Origin of the sequence: Piscinibacterium candidicorallinum, assembly GCF_047549485.1 — a bacterium.
GTDB classification, from domain to species: Bacteria; Pseudomonadota; Gammaproteobacteria; order Burkholderiales; family Burkholderiaceae_C; genus Piscinibacterium; species Piscinibacterium candidicorallinum.
Genome location: NZ_CP180191.1, coordinates 798,871 through 816,694 on the forward strand (window position 1 = coordinate 798,871; position 17,824 = coordinate 816,694).

Consider the following 17,824-nt stretch of genomic DNA (forward strand, 5'->3'; position numbering starts at 1 on the left):
CCCATGGCCAGCACGCAGCACAAAGACGACAAGGCCCGGCCTGCATGGATCCGCTCGATAGCCAGCTCAACGAAGTCACGCAGTGGCGCAATCAGGTCCTTGGCCGGATCAAGGAATGGCTAGATGGACTCAAGGACATCGGCCTGGCCGGTGAGGCGGCTGATTCCGAGTTCGAGCGCGTGCGCCAGGCTTCGCTGTCCGATCGCGTGGCCATCGCCTTCGTGGCCGAGTTCTCTCGCGGCAAGAGCGAGCTGATCAACGCGCTGTTCTTCTCCGGCTACGGCCGGCGCGTGGTGCCCTCGGGCGCCGGGCGCACGACCATGTGCCCGACTGAATTCCTGTTCGAGGAAGGTCAGCGCTCAGGCATCCGCCTGCTGCCCATCGAGACGCGCTCGATGCAGACCACGCTGCTCGATCTGAAGGCCAATCCCGCGCTCTGGGAGAACCAGCCAGTCAACAATGACGACGGCGAAGACGTCGCGCGTCAGCTCATGCGCGTGAAGGAAACCAAGTTCGTCACCCGCGCCGAGGCCGAGGCCTTGGGCCTGCTGGACCAGGCTGTTGCCCATGGCGACGCTGTGGAAATCCCGCGCTGGCGCCATGCCATCGTGAACCTGCCGCACCCACTGCTGCGCCAGGGCCTGACGATCATCGACACCCCGGGGCTGAACGCGCTCGGCAACGAGCCGGAGCTGACGCTGTCGGTGCTGCCCTCGGCCAACGCCGTGCTATACGTGCTCGCAGCCGATGCGGGTGTGTCCCGTTCCGACGCGGACGTCTGGCGCGATCTGCTGGCCACCATGCCGCGCAGCGGGCGCCTCGTGGTGCTCAACAAGATCGACGGCCTCTGGGACGACCTGCGCACCGAGGAAGACATCTCCGGCGACATCTACCGACAGGCAATCGCCGTGGCGCAGACGCTGGATGTGCCCGAAGGTCGCGTGTTTCCACTCTCGGCCCAGAAGGCGCTGCTGGCGCGCATCTCGCGCAACCGCGTGCTCGAAGACCGCAGCCAGGTTCGCGAGCTCGAAGCCGCGCTGGCCGATGAAGTGCTTCCGGCACGCCGCCGCTTGATCGCCGAGCGTCTGCAGCGCTTCGTGAATGATCTGTCTGGTGAAGCCGGCACGACGCTCAGGAGCCGTCTGCTCGCCATTGACGAGCAGACCGAAGAACTCATGACGATCGAGCGCAACAAGGGTGACGTGACCGCGTCCCTGATCAAGCGCCTGTCCGAGGAGAAGGAGTCCTTCCAGGGCGTCTTCAAGCAGCTGTTTGCGCTGCGCACGATCGTCTCGCGCCAGGCCAAGAGTTCCATCGAACTCATGTCGCCAGCACCGATCCGCGACATGGCTATTCGCCTGGGTGTGGCCAACGCTCGAAGCGGCCGCGAGTTTCGCGAGATCTTCGAGCAGATCAGCGAGTACGTGCGCAGCAAAGTTACGCAGGCGCACATGCAGGCCAAGGAAGCGCACAGCGCGGTTTCCGCCGTGCAGGCGCGCATGGCCGAAGAGCACAAGCTCAGCTTTCCGGCGCCCAAGAGCTTTTCCAGTGAGCGCTACTTCAGCGAGATCGACGAGATCGAGCGCGCCGCGGCCCGGGCGTTTCCGAGCCTGCCGATCATGCTGCCTGGCAGTCGCGCCAACGCGCAGCGCATGGTGCTGGCCGCGAGTCAGCATCTGGCCGCCGTGATGGAGAAGGCGAGCCGCGAACTGCAGGGCTGGCTCAACACGCTCACCATGCCACTTGACCGCGCCATGCGCGACCAGCAATCCCAGCTCAAGCGCCGCGAGGAAAGCCTGCAGCGCATGGTGGATGCACGTCAGTCCCTGGCCGATCGTCTGGCCGAGCTGCAGGAAGGCCATTCGCAGGCCGCTGCACAACTGGCCGAGCTGGAACGCAACCAGGCGGTGATCGCCAACCAGCTGCGTTGAAGCGGGCGAACCAGCAGGACTTCGCGCAGGCCGTCGTGGCCTGGCAGCGCACACACGGCCGCCACGATCTGCCTTGGCAGGGCAGCACCGACCCCTACCGCGTCTGGGTCTCTGAGATCATGCTGCAGCAGACCCAGGTGAGCACGGTCATCCCGTACTACCTGCGTTTCATGGCGCGCTTTCCAGACGTGCTTGCCCTGGCCGATGCGCCGGACGACGAGGTGATGCAGCACTGGGCCGGCCTGGGCTACTACAGCCGTGCGCGCAACCTGCATGCCGCGGCGCGGGACGTGCGTGACCGCTTCGGCGGGCAGTTCCCGACGGACCCGGAAGCGCTTCAGAGTCTGCGCGGCATCGGCCGATCCACAGCTGCCGCGATCGCCGCGTTCTCCGCCAATGCGCGAGCCGCAATCCTGGATGGCAATGTGAAGCGCGTACTGGCGCGCGTCTTCGCGATTCAAGGCTTTCCCGGCAGCGCCCCTGTCGAGCGGCAGATGTGGGCGCTAGCGGATTCGCTCCTGCCTGCAGCGGGCGACATGCCAGCCTACACCCAGGGCCTGATGGATCTGGGCGCGACCCTGTGCACCCCGAAGCGGCCGCGCTGCGGCGAGTGTCCTTTGGCGGATCGCTGCGAGGCGCTGCGGCAATCGCGCGTGGCCGAGCTGCCCGTGGCGCGGCCGCGCAAGACACCCCCCCGCCGTGGGGCCGTGTTCTGGCTGGTCGTGGATGCCTCTGGCGGCGTACTTCTGCAAAAGCGCCCACCCGTGGGCATCTGGGGCGGGTTGTGGAGCCTGCCGCAGACCGAGCCGGGTCAGGCGGCGCCCGCAGGCGTAGATGCGCAGCGTGCCGAGCGCTTCGCGCTGATCGAGCACGCCTTCACCCACTTCACACTTGAGATCGATGTGCAGCGCGTGGCGTTGCCCGCGTCATCCGCTTTGCTGGCCGCGGAGCCAGGTGCCAGATGGTTCACCCCGGCCGAACTGGCCGAAGCCGGCGTACCGAAGCCTGTGCGTACCGTACTCGACAGCCACCTGGCGCAGTTGCGCGCCGAGGCTGCAGCAAAGCGAAGCTAGCCGACGACCTTGCGCTGCTTCAGGAAGGTATGGACGATCTCGAGCTGCGACTTCGGGTCGCCCAGTTCGAGCAGCTTCTGCTTGGCCTGATTGGGCACCGGAAGAATCTCGATCAGGCGCTGCGCGACCCAGCCTGCGTCATCGAGCCGGTGCGGTTGGGCAAAGCGCTGCGCGCCGGGGTCATCGCCCGCATCGCCGTCCACATCCTGGATCACGCGCTTGAGCAGATTGACGCACTCCGCAAGTTCCGTGGGCACAGGCTGGGCAGCTGGCTCGTCCAGCCAACTCACCACGCCGACGAGCAGGCCATCGGCGGCGCGGCTGGTGCCCTCGACGCGAAAGCGCCGCTCGCCGAAGGTGGAGATGTTCAGGATGCCCGGTTCACTCATGTCCCAGCCGGTGATCCGCGCGCTGCAGCCCACAGACTCCGGCACGGCCGGCGCACCGACCTCCTTGCCGGCGCGAATCAGCACCACACCGAAGGGTGACTTGTCCTTCATCGCGCGGCGCACCATGTCCATGTAGCGGGTCTCGAACACACGCAGCGGCAGCACGCCGCCCGGAAACAGCACGGTGGACAGCGGGAACAGGGGCAGGGTGGAAGGACTCATTGCGCAGGGGTAGGGCGAACAGCGGTGTGGAGTGCCGAGGGCTGGATTCGCCCCATGGAGAGTTGCCGATGCCGCGTGACGACCTGTGCATCGATGCGGAAGCGCTCGGCCAGACGCTCGGCCACGTACACAGATCGATGCTGGCCACCAGTGCAGCCGATAGCGACGGTGAGGTAGTTGCGGCCGTCACGCATGAACTCGGGCAGCCACTTGGCAATGAACTGCTCGATGTCCGACACCATGGCCTGCACCAGATCATGCGACGCGAGGAAGTCGGCTACCGGCGCGTCCAGGCCCGTGAGCGGCTTGAGCACCGGGTCGTAGTGCGGGTTGGGCAGGGAGCGCACATCGAACACCAGATCGGCGTCATCGGGCACGCCATGCTTGAAGGCGAAGGACTCGAAGGTCAGCAGCACGTTGTTGCCCAGGCTGCGCACCATGTCCTTGAGCCAAGTGCGCAGCACCTGTGGCTTCAGGCCGGTGGTATCGATCACGATGCCCAGCTCGGCCAGCGGGGCGAACAGCTCGCGCTCAAGCGTGATGCACTCATCCAGGGCACGCTCCTCGTTATCGGGCAAGCCGAGCGCTCGCGCGACATCCGGGGAATTGAGCGGGTGGCGTCTGCGGGTTTCGGAGAAGCGAGCGAACAGGTCCGGTGTGCTGGCCGTAAGGAAGATCACGCGCACTTCCGCCGCGTGCTGACGCAGGGCCTGGATGCGCTCCTTCAGGTCGTTGACCTCGCTGCCCGAGCGGCTGTCGATGGCGATGGCAATGCGGCTCAGACCCTGACCCTGTGCGTGGGCGACCAGCTCAGGCAGCAGGGGCGAGGGCAGGTTGTCGGTGCAGAAGAAACCGAGATCCTCGAGCGCCGCGAGGGCGACCGATTTGCCGGAGCCGGAGATACCGGTGAGAACGATGACTTGCACCGGCGCAATGTAGCAGCGCGTCGCGGCCGCGCTGCTCTGTGCCGGTCTGTCTGCACCGCCAGCCCGGCGCTGATGCGGCGCACTGCCTCAGGGGTGTGGTTCAGGCGTCCAGTTCGAGCAGATGGCCCACGCCGCGCAGGGCATGCTCCGCGGCGGCGCGGCGCACGTCACCGCGGTCGCCCGGGAAGTGCTTCGTTTCAGTGAACACGGTGTGCGACAGTGCCCAGGCAAAGCACACCATACCCACCGGCTTGTCCGGGCTGCCGCCGCCTGGGCCCGCCACGCCGGTGATCGCCAGCGCCACCTGTGCGCGGCTGTTGCGCAGTGCGCCTTCGGCCATCGCGCGGGCTGTCTCTTCGCTCACCGCACCATGCAGCTGCAGTGTGTCTTCCGGCACGCCCAGCATGTCTTCTTTGGCGCGGTTGGAGTAGGTGACAAAGCCTCTGTCGAAATAGAGCGACGAGCCGGCGGTTTCGGTCAGCGCCGCGCTGACGAGGCCGCCGGTGCAGCTTTCCGCGCAGGCCAGCACCAGTTGGCGGGCGCGCAACTGGCTGCCCAGAGTGGCGGCCAGACCGACGAGCTTGCTATCCATACGAGTAGCTTCCGGAAGAACGTCCTTGCCAGCGCGCGTGGGGCCGCTAGCCGAACAGGCGCTTGATCAGTGCGATCAGCAGCAGGGTATAGAACGCCGCAACGAGGTCATCAAGCATCACGCCTGCGCCGTTCTTCCAGCGCCGGTCCATCCAGCGGATCGGCTGCGGCTTGAGAATGTCGAAGAAGCGGAACACAAGCACGGCCACCAACTGGTTGGACCAGTGCGCCGGTACGAGCCAAAGCACCAGCCAGATGGCGACGATCTCGTCGATCACGAATACGCCGGCGTCTGGTTCGCCGAGCTGCCGGCCGGCCCGCTGGCAGGCCAGCACGCCCACGACCAGTGCAGTCAGCAGCACAAGAGCCTGCATGGCGGTGCTCAGGGGCTGAAGCCACACGACCCAGCTCAGCCAGCCGAAGAGCGTTCCCCAAGTGCCTGGCGCGGGCTTGCCCAGCCCGCTGCCAAAGCCCATGGCGATGAAGCGCGCAGGGTCGCCGAACATCCAGCGGGCGTTGGGCACGAGCTTGCCCGGCGCCGGGGCCGGCGGGCGAGCTGTGCTGCCGGTACCTGCCTGCGCCGGGGCGCCCGATGCGTGTGGCTCAGTCATCAAAGTGGTCAAAACCCTGGGCTTCGAACTGCGTGGGCCGGCCGTCGAGCAGCCATTCGATCTGCGGCAACTCCCCACCTGCCAGCGGCAGGATGCGGCCGATGCGCGACAGCGGCAGCTCGTGATCCTCCGCAAGCTGCTCGATACGCGCGCTTGCTCGCGGCTCTGCCGTGAAGAGCAGCTCGTAGTCATCGCCCCCGGCGGTGGCCAGCGACAGGGCCTGCATCCGCGGCAGCCCGCGCAGCGCAGCGCGCATGGGCAGATGGGCAAGTTCCACCGCAGCCTTGCGATGGCTCGCGCGCAGGATGTGCAGCAGATCGCCCGCAAGACCGTCAGACAGATCCATCATGGAACTGGCGATGCTCGCCAGTTCCATGCCCAGCGCAACGCGCGGCTCTGGCCAATGCAGGCGGCTGATTGCACGCTCGCGCTCGTCCGGATCACCCACGCGGATGCGTTCCTGCAGCAGCGCCAAGCCCAGCGCGGCGTCGCCCAGCGTGCCGGAGACCCAGATGTCGTCGCCGACCCGCGCGCCGCTGCGCAGCACGCCGGCACCGTGTGGCACCAGACCCTGGACCGTGATGCTGATGACCACGAGCGGGGAGCGCGTCGTGTCGCCACCGATCAGCGGGCAGTTGTGGCGCTGCGCCAGCTGGAACAGCCCGGCGCTGAAGGCCTGAAGCCAGCGCTCATCGGCCTGGGGCAGCCCGATCGACAGCAGGAAGCTGTGCGGCTGCGCGCCCATCGCTGCGAGGTCCGAGAGGTTCGTGGCCAGCGCCTTGTACCCAAGCGCGGCCGGGTCCACGTCCGACAGGAAGTGCCGCCCTTCGACGAGCATGTCGGTGCTGATGCAGTGCTCGTAGCCGACCTGCGCGCCGAAAATGGCGCAGTCATCGCCAATGCCCACGCGCGCGACCTGCTGGTCGCGGGTGAAGAACCGGCGGATCAGATCGAACTCGCCCAAGGGCCGTCCCGGAGGGTTCAGCGGCGCGCGCCGGCAATCTCGGTGGCGCGCAGCTTCAAGGCCACCTTGTCCAGTACGCCGTTGACGTACTTGAAGCCGTCGGTGCCGCCGTAGTCCTTGGCCAGCTCCACCGCCTCATTGATCACCACGCGGTAGGGGATCTCGACGTGGTGCGCGAGCTCGAAGGTACCCAGCAGCAGCACGCCGTGCTCGATGGGCGAGAGTTCGTTCACGGTGCGATCCAGGTGCGGTGCGAACTCCTCGCGCAACGCGGGTGCGTTCTGCAGCACGCCGGAGAGCAGGGCATCGAAGTGCACGCGGTCAGCGCGGTCAAACCCGGTCACGCCGCGCATGTGCGCGTCGATCACGCCGAGGTCGTCCTGATTCACGAGCCAGGAGTAGATGCCTTGCAGCGCAAATTCGCGCGAACGGCGGCGGGCGGACTTTGGCGTGCCGCGTCGCTCAGAGGGCGGCTCGCTCAGGCGCGGCGGGCTGGCGGGAGCGTTGCTCATTGCGCCTCGCCTTCGTCGTTCAATGCGAAGGCCATGTTGGCCATTTCGACGGCGACCTGCGCGCAGTCCGCGCCCTTGCTGATGCGTGCGTAGGCCTGCTCGTCCGTCTCGCAGGTCAGCACGCCGTTGGCGATCACGATGCCTTCATCGAGCGACACGCGCGTGATGCCTGCGGCCATCTCGTTGCTCACGACTTCAAAGTGATAGGTCTCGCCGCGCACCACGGCGCCCAGAGCGATCAGCGCGTCAAAGGCGCCGGTACGTGCGAGCTGCTGGCAGGCCAGCGGAATTTCCAGCGCACCTGGCACGGTGATGAGTGTGATGTCCTCATCGGCCACGCCCAGGCGCTTGAGTTCGGCCAGGGCAGAGTCGCGCAGGGCGACGCAGATACCTTCGTTGAAGCGGGCCTGCACGATGGCGATGGACAGGCCTTCGCCGTCCAGATCGGGTTCGAGGGTGTCGATCATTCTTCTTCCTTATTCCACGTAACCCGTGACTTGCAGATCAAAGCCGGCCATGGAGGGCATCTTTCGCGGCTTGGCCAGCAGCTTCATCTTGCCCACATTCAGCGCCTTGAGGATCTGTGCGCCGATGCCGTAGGTGCGCAGGTCCATGCGGTACTGGATCGTGCTGCCGCTGGCAAAGCCCTTGGCATCCACTTCGGCCAAGGCCTCGAACTGGTTCTGCAGATGGTCTGCAGTCTCGCCGCAATTGAGCAGCACCAGCACGCCCTGCGGCGCCTTGGACAGCTCAGCCAGCGCGCGGTCCACCGGCCAGGAGTGGCTGGACGTGCGGGTGTCGATCAGATCCAGCACCGACAGCGGCTCATGCACGCGAACGAGGGTCTCGACTTCGTGGTTGATCGGGCCCTTGACCAGCGCCAGGTGGCCTGCGCCACCCGTCTTGTCGCGGAACATCACGGCCTCGAACTCGCCGTGGTGGGTACGGACCTTGCGGCTCGCCACGCGCGACACGAGGCTCTCATTGGCGGCGCGGTACTGGATCAGGTCGGCAATCGTGCCGATCTTCAAGCCGTGTTCGGCGGCGTACTCCATCAGGTCCGGCAGGCGGGCCATGGTGCCGTCGTCCTTCATGATCTCGCAGATCACGGCGGCTGGCGTGAGTCCGGCCATCGCGGTCAGGTCGCAGCCCGCTTCGGTGTGGCCGGCGCGGATCAGCACGCCGCCTTCCACTGCACGCACCGGGAAGATGTGGCCGGGCTGCACGATATCACCAGGCACAGCGTCGGCCGCCACCGCGGTGCGGATGGTGTGAGCGCGGTCTGCGGCGGAGATGCCGGTCGTCACGCCTTCGGCCGCTTCAATCGAGAGCGTAAAGTTCGTGCCGGTGCGGGTGCCGTTGTTGCTGACCATCAGGGGCAGATTGAGCTGGCGGCAGCGCTCGCCGGTCAGCGTCAGACAGATCAGCCCGCGGGCATGCTTGGCCATGAAGTTGATGGCCTCGGGGGTGACGTGATCGGCCGCCAGGACGAGGTCGCCCTCGTTTTCGCGGTCTTCTTCGTCGACCAGAATCACCATGCGACCGGCCTTGAGTTCGGCAACGATCTCCGGCGTGGATGAAATGCGTGTCATGCCCAGCATTCTACCGGGCGCCCCTTGTACGGCCGGAACGGCTTTCCGCAGTATTCATGCGGGTTTTCAGGCGATTTGCCTTGGAAAGCCGCACCAGACAAGCGTCTTGCAATTCGCATGCATCTCGCAAGACTTTTTCGACTTTCAGCGCTTGAAGTGCCGGTGCCTATACCGAATCATCCGGCTGCGGCAGGCGTTTATCTACGGCACGCGTGCCGCGCACCCACTACCCCGACGGGAGGATCCATGAAGAAGTTTGCTGCGCTCATCACTGCTGCCCTGCTAGCCGCCAGCCTGCCCGTGCTGGCCAAGGACGAGAAGAAGCCTGCCGCCGATGCCAAGGCCGCGCCCGCTGCCATGGCCCAGGTGGACCTGAACAGCGCCACCAAGGAAGAACTCATGAAGCTCGACGGCATCGGCGAAGCCCGCGCTGACGCCATCATCAAGGGCCGCCCGTACAAGGGCAAGGACGAGCTCGTTGCAAAAAAGGTCCTGCCCAAGGCTGTGTACGACAAGATCAAGGACAAGATCATCGCCAAGCAGAAGTAAGCGGTGCGGCCGCTGCAAACGGGTCGTCTGGCAGTCGCCGGCCGACCCGTTTTGCTTTGTTAACCTGCCGCCCCATGCCCAGTTCCACCCCCATCGAACTGTTCGTCGGCCTCGGCAACCCCGGCCCGGAGTACGAACAGACGCGCCACAACGCCGGCTTCTGGTTCATCGACAACCTCGCGCATCGGCTCAACATCCGCATGGCCGTGGAGCGCGGCTTCAACGCGGAGTTCGGCCGCGGCAAGGTCAACGGGCGTGATGTGTTTCTGGTGAAGCCGCTGACCTACATGAACCGCAGCGGGCAGAGCGTCAGCGCCGTGATGCGCTTCTACAAGCTCACCGCAGCCCAGCTGCTGGTGATCCATGACGAGCTGGATCTGCTGCCAGGCACGGTCAAGATGAAGAAAGGCGGCGGCAACGGCGGCCACAATGGCCTGAAGGACATTCAGGCCCACCTGAACACGCCGGACTACTGGCGCCTGCGCCTGGGCATCGGCCACCCCCGCACCCTGGCGCTGCAGCAGGAGGTGGTGGACTTTGTGCTGCACCGCCCGAGCCGCGAGCACCTCACGCAGATCGAAGGCGTGATCGACCGCGCGCTGGATGTGATGCCCGATGCGATGGCCGGCGAGGTGGATCGGGCGGTGATGAAGCTGCATTCCGCGGCCTGAGCAGATCGCGAGCAGCCACAGGATGCGCGCCCAATGAACGTATTGGACGAAGCGCGGCGTTTCTTCGCTTTCCTGCAATCGCCGTCAGCAACGCGCAGGCTGGAAGCGCTCGATACCCGTCAGTCGGCTCGCCTGCTGGTTCTGGCGGCGCTTGTGCTGGCCGCCGTGTATGCGGTGGCCGTGCCATTTCAACAGCGCGTGGCCATCGCCCACGGCGCGACCAACCTGTTCGATGACGGCTCGATCCCTCAGGGCGTGATCATCACGCTGGCGTTGGTCATGGTGCCGATCGAAGAGCTCATCTTCAGGCTGTGGATGCGGCGCCCGCGGGCATTGCCGCTGTGTGCGGGTGGCGCAGCCCTGCTCATGACTCTCTCGTTCGGGCCGGCCGGCCAGATGACGAACTGGCTGGCTTTTGGCGCTTTCGGCATGGGCTGCGTGATCTGGGCGCGTGTGCGCAAGCTGCCGCCGGACGGCCCCTATGAGGCCTGGCTGAGCCGGCACTTCGGGCTGTGGGTCTGGGGTTCGATCCTGCTCTTTGCCGGGCTTCACCTGAGCAACTGGACGGTCGACACGCTGTCGCCCGCGGTTCTTGCGCTCGTGCTCCCCCAGCTGGCGCTTGGCCTGATGGCCAGCTTTGTGTGCCTGCGCGCCGGCTTTCGTTGGGCAGTGGCGCTGCACTTCGCCAATAACTTGTTCGCCTTGACGCTCTGAGGGGGCTCGCCCGCTTTTGGGGATAGACGTCCGAGGCAGCACGGGCTGAACTGCGCAGAGTCTGCTCACGGAGCTGCGCATGTTCTTCCTGCCCCAACCTTCGATGGTCATCCAGGCGGCCGATGTGCCGTGGCGCTATCAGATGGACTACACGCCGCCATTCGTCGCGCCGACGGCAACACTCGACGACATCATCGCCACGATTCGCGGTGTCTTCGAGCCTGCGCGCGGCACGCCGCCACCGGCGCGCATGCATGCGCTGGTGCTCAACGCGCACGGACAACCGGCGCAGATTGGGCTGGGGAGCGAGTTCATCACTGCGAGCAATGTGCAGCGATTTGCCCGGGCCATCCGTGACCGGTTCTCGGTGATCTACATCATGAGCTGCCTGACCGGCCGCATCCAAGCCGGGACGGTGACCTACAGTCGTCGGCCGCGCTGGGGCGGAGAAACGGGCTGGGGGCCCTGGCGAAGCGCGCCCGTCACCGACTGCTTTTCGATTGTTGCCGGCGATGGACACCATTTCTGCCAGGTGCTGGCACACGACGCCCGCGCTGAAGTGCACGCAGGTACCGAGGTGCAGGTCCACAGCCTGGACTACCGGGTCTTTCCGCGCGGCTGGATTGATGAGTACGAAGGCCGTGAGGTGGTGTACGACGCCACAGGGCGTCTGATCGCCCAGCGAGTACGCCCCAGTTATGACGACGAGCGCGATCGCAGCATGGACGGCCCCGCGATGGACCCCGGCCGCTGCGATGTGCACGACATGAGTGGCACCACCTGGTGCCGCATTCCTGCCCCCCGCTGAAAGAGACACAGATGTTCCGAGTCCCGCAGCCCGCAGTCGTCATTCAAGCAGCGGATCTCCCGTGGCTGTACCGCATGGACTACACGCCCCCACCGATTCCGTCCACGGCTGGCCTAGACGCCGTGATCGCCGCGGCACTTTCACCCTTTGTATCGCGCCCCGGGGTCGCCGCGCCGACACGCTTGACCAGCCTGGTCATCAGTGCCCACGGGCAAGCCGGCCAGATCGGGCTGGGCCGGGAGCACATCCATGCTGGCAACGTGCGGGCCTTCGCCGACGCGATCGCGAACCGCTTCAAGAGCATCTTCATCCTGAGCTGCAATGTGGCGCGTATCCAGGCCACCGAGGTGCCCTACTTCAACCATCCGCGCTGGGGCCCGGGTGCCCAGCCAGTGCGCATGCGCTTTTTGCCAGGCGACGGTCACCACTTCTGCAGTCTGCTTGCGCAGCGCGCCCACGCAGATGTGCATGCGTCCACCGAGCCGCAGGCGCATGGGCAGAATCGGTTGGTGTTTCCCGAAGGCTGGGTGGACGACTATGAGGGCCTCTACCTGGTCTACGGCGTCTCCGGGCGTCTGATTCATCAGCGCAGGCGGCCGGGTTTCGATGATGTTGCAAGCCAGAACCGCGAGTTTGAAGGCTGGTCTGTCCGGTCGCACCGGAATCCACAACTCCCTTCCGACTTCCACGTCTTGCAGGGCAACTGATCTGTCGTGCAGGGCAAGGTGATGTACACGTTTGGCTAGCATCGCCGGATGCCCCGATCCTCGCATCCCTTCCGCCTGCTGGCCGGCCGCAAGGCCCTCAATCAGATCCGTGAATACGGCCTGCGTGCGCAGGACGTGGCCTGCCTGCCTGCGGCGGCAGGTGGCCCCAAGGGTTTGATCCTCAACCCGCTGGACAAGTACCTGTTCGGCACCTGGCTGGCTGCGGCGCCGCGCCGGCGCGAGCTGATCGGCGCCTCGATTGGCGCCTGGCGCATGGCCTGTGGTGCCGCGGCCGATCCGGTGCAGGCCTTGGATGATCTGGCACGCTGCTACATCGAGGAGCAGCGCTACACCGGCAAGCCTGACAGCCGCGAAATCTCGCGTGTTGCGCGCACCCTGCTCGAAGGTGTGGTGCTGCCGCGGCGCGAGGCCATGCTCAGTCATCCGCAGCATCGGCTGCAGGTGCTGGTCAACCGCGGGTGCGGGCCGCTGGGGCCAGGCAGCACGGCGCACAAGCGCGGCTTTGCGCAGGCGGCACTGGCCAATGCCGTGGGCCGCAGGCGGCTGGCGGGCTACATGGAGCGCTTCATCTTCCACGGCGACGCCGGCGTGGCGCCACTCTTCGAGACGCGATTTGATGCCTTCGCGAATCACAAAGTGCGGTTCAACGAGCGCAACTTCGACGACGCCATGGTCGCCACCGGCTCCATTCCGCTCGTGCTCGATGCCGTGAAGGACATTGCTGACGCACCGCCCGGCTGGTACTGGGACGGCGGCATCATCGACTACCACCTGCACCTGCCCTACGACCGGCTGGATGGCCTGACGCTCTATCCGCACTTCTCGCCCAGCATCACGCCCGGCTGGCTGGACAAGTTTGCGCCCTGGCGCAAAGCCCACAAAGACGCCAACCGCCATTGGCTCGACACCCTGGTGCTGGTGTGCCCGAGCGAAAGCTTCGTGGCCTCACTGCCGGGCGGCAGCATCCCGGACCGCAAGGACTTTCAGCGCTTCGGACCCAACTGGCAGGCGCGCGAGGCCAAGTGGAGGCCGGCGATTGCGCAGGCACAGGCAATGGCGGATGCCTGGCACGAGCTGGCTGCACGTGAGGCCTTTGCTGACGTGGTGGAGCCGCTGTACTGAGTCGCCGCGCGCGCTGCGCTTTTGCTGCAAGGGCGCCGAGCGCCTAGGCTGCCGCTTCGCCGGGCGCGGTCTTCTCGATCAGCCGGTCCCGATACTTCGCCGTGAAGCGCAGCCAATGCCCCTGCTGGGTGATGCGATGCCACACAGCGCGCTTCTCGATGAGGCCCATGCCGGTCCAGCGCGTGACTTCATCGAAGCTGCGGCCGCAGCCGCTGCAGTGTTCGTCGCCCACGCTGGTGGAGCAGATGGCGATGCAGGGGGAGTCCGGCAGCGTGGCGGCCCATTGCTCGAAGGCGGACAGGGCTTCGAGCGAGCAGTCGGCCTCGTCTACCTGGGTGCTGCGCGCGGCAATCAGCTGCCCGTAGAGATCGGCCAAAGCATGGGTCTCGGCCGCGAGGTGGACCCCGTCGGGCGAGGGCGCGCGCTTGCGCCACCAGTTGATGGCGGCTTCGAGATCGTCGATGTGGATGCTGCTCACTGCTTGAACTGCTTTCGGGTGTGGCGTTGCGGCCGGGCTCAGATGTGTCGGGTCAGGCCGCCATCGACGCGGATGTTCTGACCGGTGATGTAGGCGCCGCCCTCGCTCACCAGAAAGGCCACGGTCCTCGCGATCTCCTCGGCGCGGCCGTAGCGCTGCATCGGGATCTTGGCGCGGCGCTCTTCCTTCTCGGGCAGGCTGTCGATGAAGCCGGGCAGCACGTTGTTCATGCGGATGTTGTCCGCGGCATAGCGGTCCGCAAAGATCTTGGTGAAGCTGGCGAGTGCGGCACGCATGGGCGCAGACACGGGGAAGGTGGCTTCCGGCTCGAAGGCCCAGGCCGTGGAGATGTTCACGAATGCGCCGCCGCCCTTCATCTGCATCAGCGGCACTACCTTGCGCGCCAGCCGGATGACGGGGATCAGGATCGTGTCCAGGCCCTTGTGCCAGTCTTCGCTGGAAATCTCTAGCAGCTCTCCCTTGGGTGGGTGGGGGGCGGAGCTCACCACCGCATCAATGCGCCCGAACGCGCCCAGCGTGGCATCCACAGCGCGCTGCAGGTCGTCTTCATCCAACACGCTGCCCGTGATGCCGATGCCACCCAGCTTTTCGCCTAGCGCCTCACCCTTGCCGGAAGACGACATCACGGCCACCTGCCAGCCCTGGGCGGCGAGTTCCTTGGCGCAGGCCGCGCCCATGCCGGAGCCGGCGGCGGTAACGAGTGCGACTTTGGTCATGTGTGAGTCCGAATCGGGGTGGGTTTCAAAGTGCTTTCCGCTTGTCCTGCCTCATTCTTGAGGCGATTTGCCTTGGAAAGGCGCATGGATGCTGGATCTGATGCTGTTTCAAATGCAGACATCGAGCATTCATGCGCTTTTCCAGCCCAAACTGCCCGGGAAGCCTTGCCAGACAAGCGGAAAGCCTCTGCAGTTGTATCCCGCAGAGGCAACAAAGCGGTGCCAGGTCTGCCTGGGCACCGCTTTGAACGGGCGGCTTGTTTACAGCTGGGTCAGCACGCTTTCGGCGGACGACACCTCGAACTTGCCCGGGGCTTCGCGGCCCAGCCAGGTCACCGTGCCGTTGTCCACGATCATGGCGTAGCGGTCGCTGCGCAGGCCCATGCCGCGCGCGGTCAGGTCCAGGGTCAGGCCCAGGGCCTGGCTGTAGGTGGCGCTGCCGTCACCCATCATGCGCACCTTTTCGCCCACCTGCTGGTCCTTGCCCCAGGCGTGCATCACGAAGGCATCGTTCACGCTCAGACACCAGACTTCATCGACGCCCTTGGCGCGCAGCGCGTCATAGTGGGCGACGTAGCCCGGCACATGCTTGGCCGAGCAGGTCGGGGTGTAGGCGCCGGGCAGGCCGAAGATCACGATCTTCTTGCCCTTGACCGCCTCTTCCACCTTGATCGGGTTGGGGCCGATGGAGCAGCCGTCCTTCTCGACCTCGAAGAATTCGTACAGGGTGCCGGCAGGCAGGGCTTGGCCAACGGAAATCGTCATTGTTCTGGCTCCACGGGAGGTTGAAGAGGGAGCGGGGAGTGTACGAGCGCAAGCAAGTGGCCGCCTGTGGGGTCATCCCCCTGCAGGCGGCCGCGGCGGTACGGCGGGATCAGCGGGCGGCGCTCAGAGCGGCGCGCCGCCCCTTCGCTTCAACCACCAGTAGGCCAGGGCCGAGACGCCACCGACCATTACCACGGTGCTGATCACGCGCAGCAGGCTGAACACCCAGGCAATGCCGATGCCCAGCGCCGCCCAGTGCCACCACTGCTGGCCATGATGGCCCAAGGTCATCTGGTTGATCACGAACAGCATCAGAACGATCAGCGGCCCGGTGACCAGAAACTTGAGGGCCTTGAGGGTCTTGTAGCCGGGGATGACGTGTTTCATGTTCTGCGCTCCTTGGTGCCAGCGGTGTGCTGATGGAGGGCAGTGTGGGCGAGTCGACCGGGGTGCGCAGCGGGGTTGCGACGGATCGGCGGCGGTGCGGCGTAAATGGCATGTGGCCGGCGTGAGTGGGAGGGCGCTTATGCGTTCCAAGGCGACGTGAAACTCACGGCGTCTCCGCCCGATCGCGCGCAACCATTGCCAGATAAGCACCCATCGTGAGTGGTCCGACCAGTTTGACCATCGTGTGCACAGTGTTCTTCTGGCGGCCGAATTCGATGTCATGCCGGGTCTTGATGCGCAGGTAGCCGTTGCGTGCCCAAAAGGCCTTGCCGCGCGCGTTCCGCTCCACCACACCTAGGCGCAGCGCGGTGCTGCCCTGGCTGACGAGCCAGTCTTCCAGTGCGGTGTAGAGCTGCTGCGCCATGCCGCTGCCTTGCAGGCGGGTCGCAATCTGGAAGAAGCCGATATGGCCCACACCGCGGGCCATGAGGTCGATCACGCAGTCGATCAGACCCACGAGTTCATGCTCGCGCGCGTCAGCCGTCTTGGTAAAGGCGAGCAGGTTGTGGTGCTGGCTGAAGCTCATCTCGGCGGGCGGGTGGTGATCGAAGAACTCGGCGAGGTAGGTGTCGCGGTCCGGCAGGCCGCCGCCCACCATCCGCTCATACTCGGGGTTGGCCTGGGCAAAGGCCCAGATGGCGTCGGCGTCGCGCCGCCGGGCGGGGCGCACGAGCAGGTGGCTGGTCTGGAACACCGCCTGCGTGTCGACGCTGACCGTGTCGGTGGCGTAGTTGCTGGTGGCGTACAGCACTTCGGCGGGGGTGACAGGTTGGCTCATGGCTGAAAAGTACAATCGCGGCCTTTCCAGCGCACGCCGTTTCGTCTGACGGTGGCGCGGTCTCGTCGGCCCGCAGCCTGCGCTGCGCGGCACGCTCTCCCGAAAGCCTGATCCCAATGAGCCTCAAGTGCGGCATCGTCGGCCTGCCCAACGTCGGCAAGTCCACCCTCTTTAACGCCCTGACCAAGGCCGGTATCCCGGCCGAGAACTTCCCGTTCTGCACCATCGAACCCAACGTGGGCATGGTCGAGGTGCCGGACCCGCGCCTCGCGCAGCTGGCCGAGATCGTCAAGCCGCAGAAGATCGTGCCGGCGGTGACGGAGTTTGTGGACATTGCGGGCCTGGTAGCCGGTGCCAGCAAGGGCGAAGGCCTGGGCAACCAGTTCCTGAGCCACATCCGCGAGACCGATGCGATCGTGAACGTGGTGCGCTGCTTTGATGACCCGAACGTCATTCACGTGGCGGGCAAGGTGGACCCGATTGCCGATATCGAAGTCATCCAGACCGAACTCGCGCTGGCCGATTTGGCCACGGTGGAAAAGCAGCTGGCCAAGAACCAGAAGCTGGCCAAGTCGGGCGGTGACAAGGAGGCCAAGCGCCTGGTCGATGCGCTCGAGAAGATCCTCCCCGCACTGAACGAAGCCCGACCGGTGCGCAGCGTGGACCTGTATCCGGAAGAAAAGGACGTCCTCAAGCCCCTGTGCCTGATCACCGCCAAGCCGGCCATGTATGTGGGCAACGTGCTCGAAGACGGCTTCGAGAACAACCCGCACCTGGACCGGCTGCGCGAATACGCGGCCAAGGAAGGCGCACCGGTGGTCGCTGTCTGCGCCAAGATCGAAAGCGAAATTGCCGATCTGGACGACGCCGACAAGGCCGACTTCCTCAAGGACCTCGGCATGGACGAGCCCGGCCTGAACCGCGTGATCCGCGCCGGTTTCAAGCTGCTGGGCCTGCAGACCTACTTCACCGCCGGGGTGAAGGAGGTGCGCGCCTGGACGGTGCCCGTGGGTGCCACCGCACCGCAGGCCGCCGGGGTGATCCACACCGACTTCGAGCGCGGCTTCATCCGCGCCCAGACCATCGCCTTCGAGGACTACATCACCTACAAGGGTGAGACGGGCGCCAAGGAAGCGGGCAAGATGCGCGCCGAAGGCAAGGAGTACATCGTCAAGGACGGCGACGTGCTCAACTTCCTGTTCAACGTCTGATATCT

22 protein-coding genes are annotated in these 17,824 nt (G+C 65.9%); 9 read left to right on the forward strand and 13 right to left on the reverse strand.

Annotated features, from left to right (window positions below):
- Positions 1 to 44 precede the first annotated feature (44 nt).
- Positions 45 to 1,931 carry a dynamin family protein gene (locus ACMDW7_RS03575; protein ID WP_377305503.1) on the forward strand — a complete coding sequence of 629 codons (1,887 nt, stop codon included), beginning with the start codon at positions 45 to 47 and terminating at the stop codon, positions 1,929 to 1,931.
- Positions 1,928 to 3,004: an A/G-specific adenine glycosylase gene (gene mutY, locus ACMDW7_RS03580; RefSeq protein ID WP_377305501.1), complete on the forward strand. Its 1,077-nt coding sequence runs from the start codon at positions 1,928 to 1,930 to the stop codon at positions 3,002 to 3,004. The genes ACMDW7_RS03575 and mutY overlap by 4 nt, the downstream gene beginning before the upstream one ends.
- Here mutY and ACMDW7_RS03585 read toward each other — a convergent pair.
- The 8 genes from ACMDW7_RS03585 to ribBA all read right to left on the reverse strand — a co-directional run bounded on the left by ACMDW7_RS03585 (position 3,001) and on the right by ribBA (position 8,811).
- Entirely contained in the window at positions 3,001 to 3,615 is a 615-nt protein-coding gene (locus ACMDW7_RS03585; protein ID WP_377305499.1) for an LON peptidase substrate-binding domain-containing protein, read from the reverse strand. The two genes, mutY and ACMDW7_RS03585, sit on opposite strands and share 4 nt — an antisense overlap.
- Complete coding sequence (gene rapZ / locus ACMDW7_RS03590; RefSeq protein ID WP_377305497.1) at positions 3,612 to 4,541, reverse strand: RNase adapter RapZ; 930 nt, start codon at positions 4,539 to 4,541, stop codon at positions 3,612 to 3,614. Before rapZ ends, ACMDW7_RS03585 begins: the two co-directional genes overlap by 4 nt.
- A 100-nt stretch (positions 4,542 to 4,641) precedes the next feature.
- Positions 4,642 to 5,133: a CinA family protein gene (locus ACMDW7_RS03595; RefSeq protein ID WP_377305495.1), complete on the reverse strand. Its 492-nt coding sequence runs from the start codon at positions 5,131 to 5,133 to the stop codon at positions 4,642 to 4,644.
- A gap of 46 nt (positions 5,134 to 5,179) precedes the next feature.
- Positions 5,180 to 5,743: a phosphatidylglycerophosphatase A gene (locus ACMDW7_RS03600; protein WP_377305493.1), complete on the reverse strand. Its 564-nt coding sequence runs from the start codon at positions 5,741 to 5,743 to the stop codon at positions 5,180 to 5,182.
- Positions 5,736 to 6,707, reverse strand: coding sequence for a thiamine-phosphate kinase (gene thiL / locus ACMDW7_RS03605; protein WP_377305491.1), 972 nt, complete (start codon positions 6,705 to 6,707; stop codon positions 5,736 to 5,738). The genes ACMDW7_RS03600 and thiL overlap by 8 nt, the downstream gene beginning before the upstream one ends.
- A gap of 17 nt (positions 6,708 to 6,724) precedes the next feature.
- Complete coding sequence (nusB, locus tag ACMDW7_RS03610; protein WP_377305489.1) at positions 6,725 to 7,219, reverse strand: transcription antitermination factor NusB; 495 nt, start codon at positions 7,217 to 7,219, stop codon at positions 6,725 to 6,727.
- A complete protein-coding gene (gene ribH, locus ACMDW7_RS03615; RefSeq protein ID WP_377305487.1) occupies positions 7,216 to 7,686 on the reverse strand; it encodes a 6,7-dimethyl-8-ribityllumazine synthase in 471 nt (156 codons plus the stop codon). Before ribH ends, nusB begins: the two co-directional genes overlap by 4 nt.
- A 9-nt stretch (positions 7,687 to 7,695) precedes the next feature.
- Positions 7,696 to 8,811 carry a bifunctional 3,4-dihydroxy-2-butanone-4-phosphate synthase/GTP cyclohydrolase II gene (ribBA, locus tag ACMDW7_RS03620; protein ID WP_377305485.1) on the reverse strand — a complete coding sequence of 372 codons (1,116 nt, stop codon included), beginning with the start codon at positions 8,809 to 8,811 and terminating at the stop codon, positions 7,696 to 7,698.
- 246 nt (positions 8,812 to 9,057) lie between these two features.
- Here ribBA and ACMDW7_RS03625 point away from each other — a divergent pair, with 246 nt between their 5' ends.
- From ACMDW7_RS03625 to ACMDW7_RS03650, 6 genes are all read left to right on the forward strand, one after another.
- Positions 9,058 to 9,360 (forward strand): ComEA family DNA-binding protein, encoded by a 303-nt coding sequence (locus ACMDW7_RS03625; protein ID WP_377305483.1) that lies wholly within the window; start codon positions 9,058 to 9,060, stop codon positions 9,358 to 9,360.
- A 74-nt stretch (positions 9,361 to 9,434) separates the two neighbouring features.
- On the forward strand, positions 9,435 to 10,031 hold the full coding sequence (gene pth, locus ACMDW7_RS03630; protein WP_377305481.1) for an aminoacyl-tRNA hydrolase: 597 nt from the start codon (positions 9,435 to 9,437) through the stop codon (positions 10,029 to 10,031).
- A gap of 33 nt (positions 10,032 to 10,064) precedes the next feature.
- Entirely contained in the window at positions 10,065 to 10,745 is a 681-nt protein-coding gene (locus ACMDW7_RS03635) for a hypothetical protein (RefSeq protein ID WP_377305479.1), read from the forward strand.
- A gap of 79 nt (positions 10,746 to 10,824) precedes the next feature.
- Positions 10,825 to 11,553, forward strand: coding sequence for a hypothetical protein (locus ACMDW7_RS03640; RefSeq protein WP_377305477.1), 729 nt, complete (start codon positions 10,825 to 10,827; stop codon positions 11,551 to 11,553).
- A gap of 11 nt (positions 11,554 to 11,564) precedes the next feature.
- A complete protein-coding gene (locus ACMDW7_RS03645; RefSeq protein WP_377305475.1) occupies positions 11,565 to 12,260 on the forward strand; it encodes a hypothetical protein in 696 nt (231 codons plus the stop codon).
- A gap of 48 nt (positions 12,261 to 12,308) precedes the next feature.
- On the forward strand, positions 12,309 to 13,403 hold the full coding sequence (locus ACMDW7_RS03650; protein ID WP_377305473.1) for a patatin-like phospholipase family protein: 1,095 nt from the start codon (positions 12,309 to 12,311) through the stop codon (positions 13,401 to 13,403).
- A gap of 43 nt (positions 13,404 to 13,446) precedes the next feature.
- On the opposite strand, the gene ACMDW7_RS03655 is transcribed toward ACMDW7_RS03650, so the two are convergent.
- The 5 genes from ACMDW7_RS03655 to ACMDW7_RS03675 form a co-directional block, all read right to left on the reverse strand.
- On the reverse strand, positions 13,447 to 13,881 hold the full coding sequence (locus ACMDW7_RS03655; RefSeq protein ID WP_377305471.1) for a DUF3717 domain-containing protein: 435 nt from the start codon (positions 13,879 to 13,881) through the stop codon (positions 13,447 to 13,449).
- A 38-nt stretch (positions 13,882 to 13,919) separates the two neighbouring features.
- Positions 13,920 to 14,618, reverse strand: a complete 699-nt coding sequence (locus ACMDW7_RS03660; RefSeq protein ID WP_377305469.1) for an SDR family oxidoreductase — start codon at positions 14,616 to 14,618, stop codon at positions 13,920 to 13,922.
- 261 nt (positions 14,619 to 14,879) lie between these two features.
- Entirely contained in the window at positions 14,880 to 15,383 is a 504-nt protein-coding gene (locus ACMDW7_RS03665; protein ID WP_377305467.1) for a peroxiredoxin, read from the reverse strand.
- 123 nt (positions 15,384 to 15,506) lie between these two features.
- Positions 15,507 to 15,770, reverse strand: a complete 264-nt coding sequence (locus ACMDW7_RS03670; protein ID WP_377305465.1) for a hypothetical protein — start codon at positions 15,768 to 15,770, stop codon at positions 15,507 to 15,509.
- A 163-nt stretch (positions 15,771 to 15,933) separates the two neighbouring features.
- Positions 15,934 to 16,608: a GNAT family N-acetyltransferase gene (locus ACMDW7_RS03675; protein ID WP_377305463.1), complete on the reverse strand. Its 675-nt coding sequence runs from the start codon at positions 16,606 to 16,608 to the stop codon at positions 15,934 to 15,936.
- Positions 16,609 to 16,724: 116 nt separating this feature from the next.
- On the opposite strand from ACMDW7_RS03675, the gene ychF reads away from it, so the two are divergent.
- Entirely contained in the window at positions 16,725 to 17,819 is a 1,095-nt protein-coding gene (ychF, locus tag ACMDW7_RS03680; protein ID WP_377305461.1) for a redox-regulated ATPase YchF, read from the forward strand.
- Positions 17,820 to 17,824 lie beyond the last annotated feature (5 nt).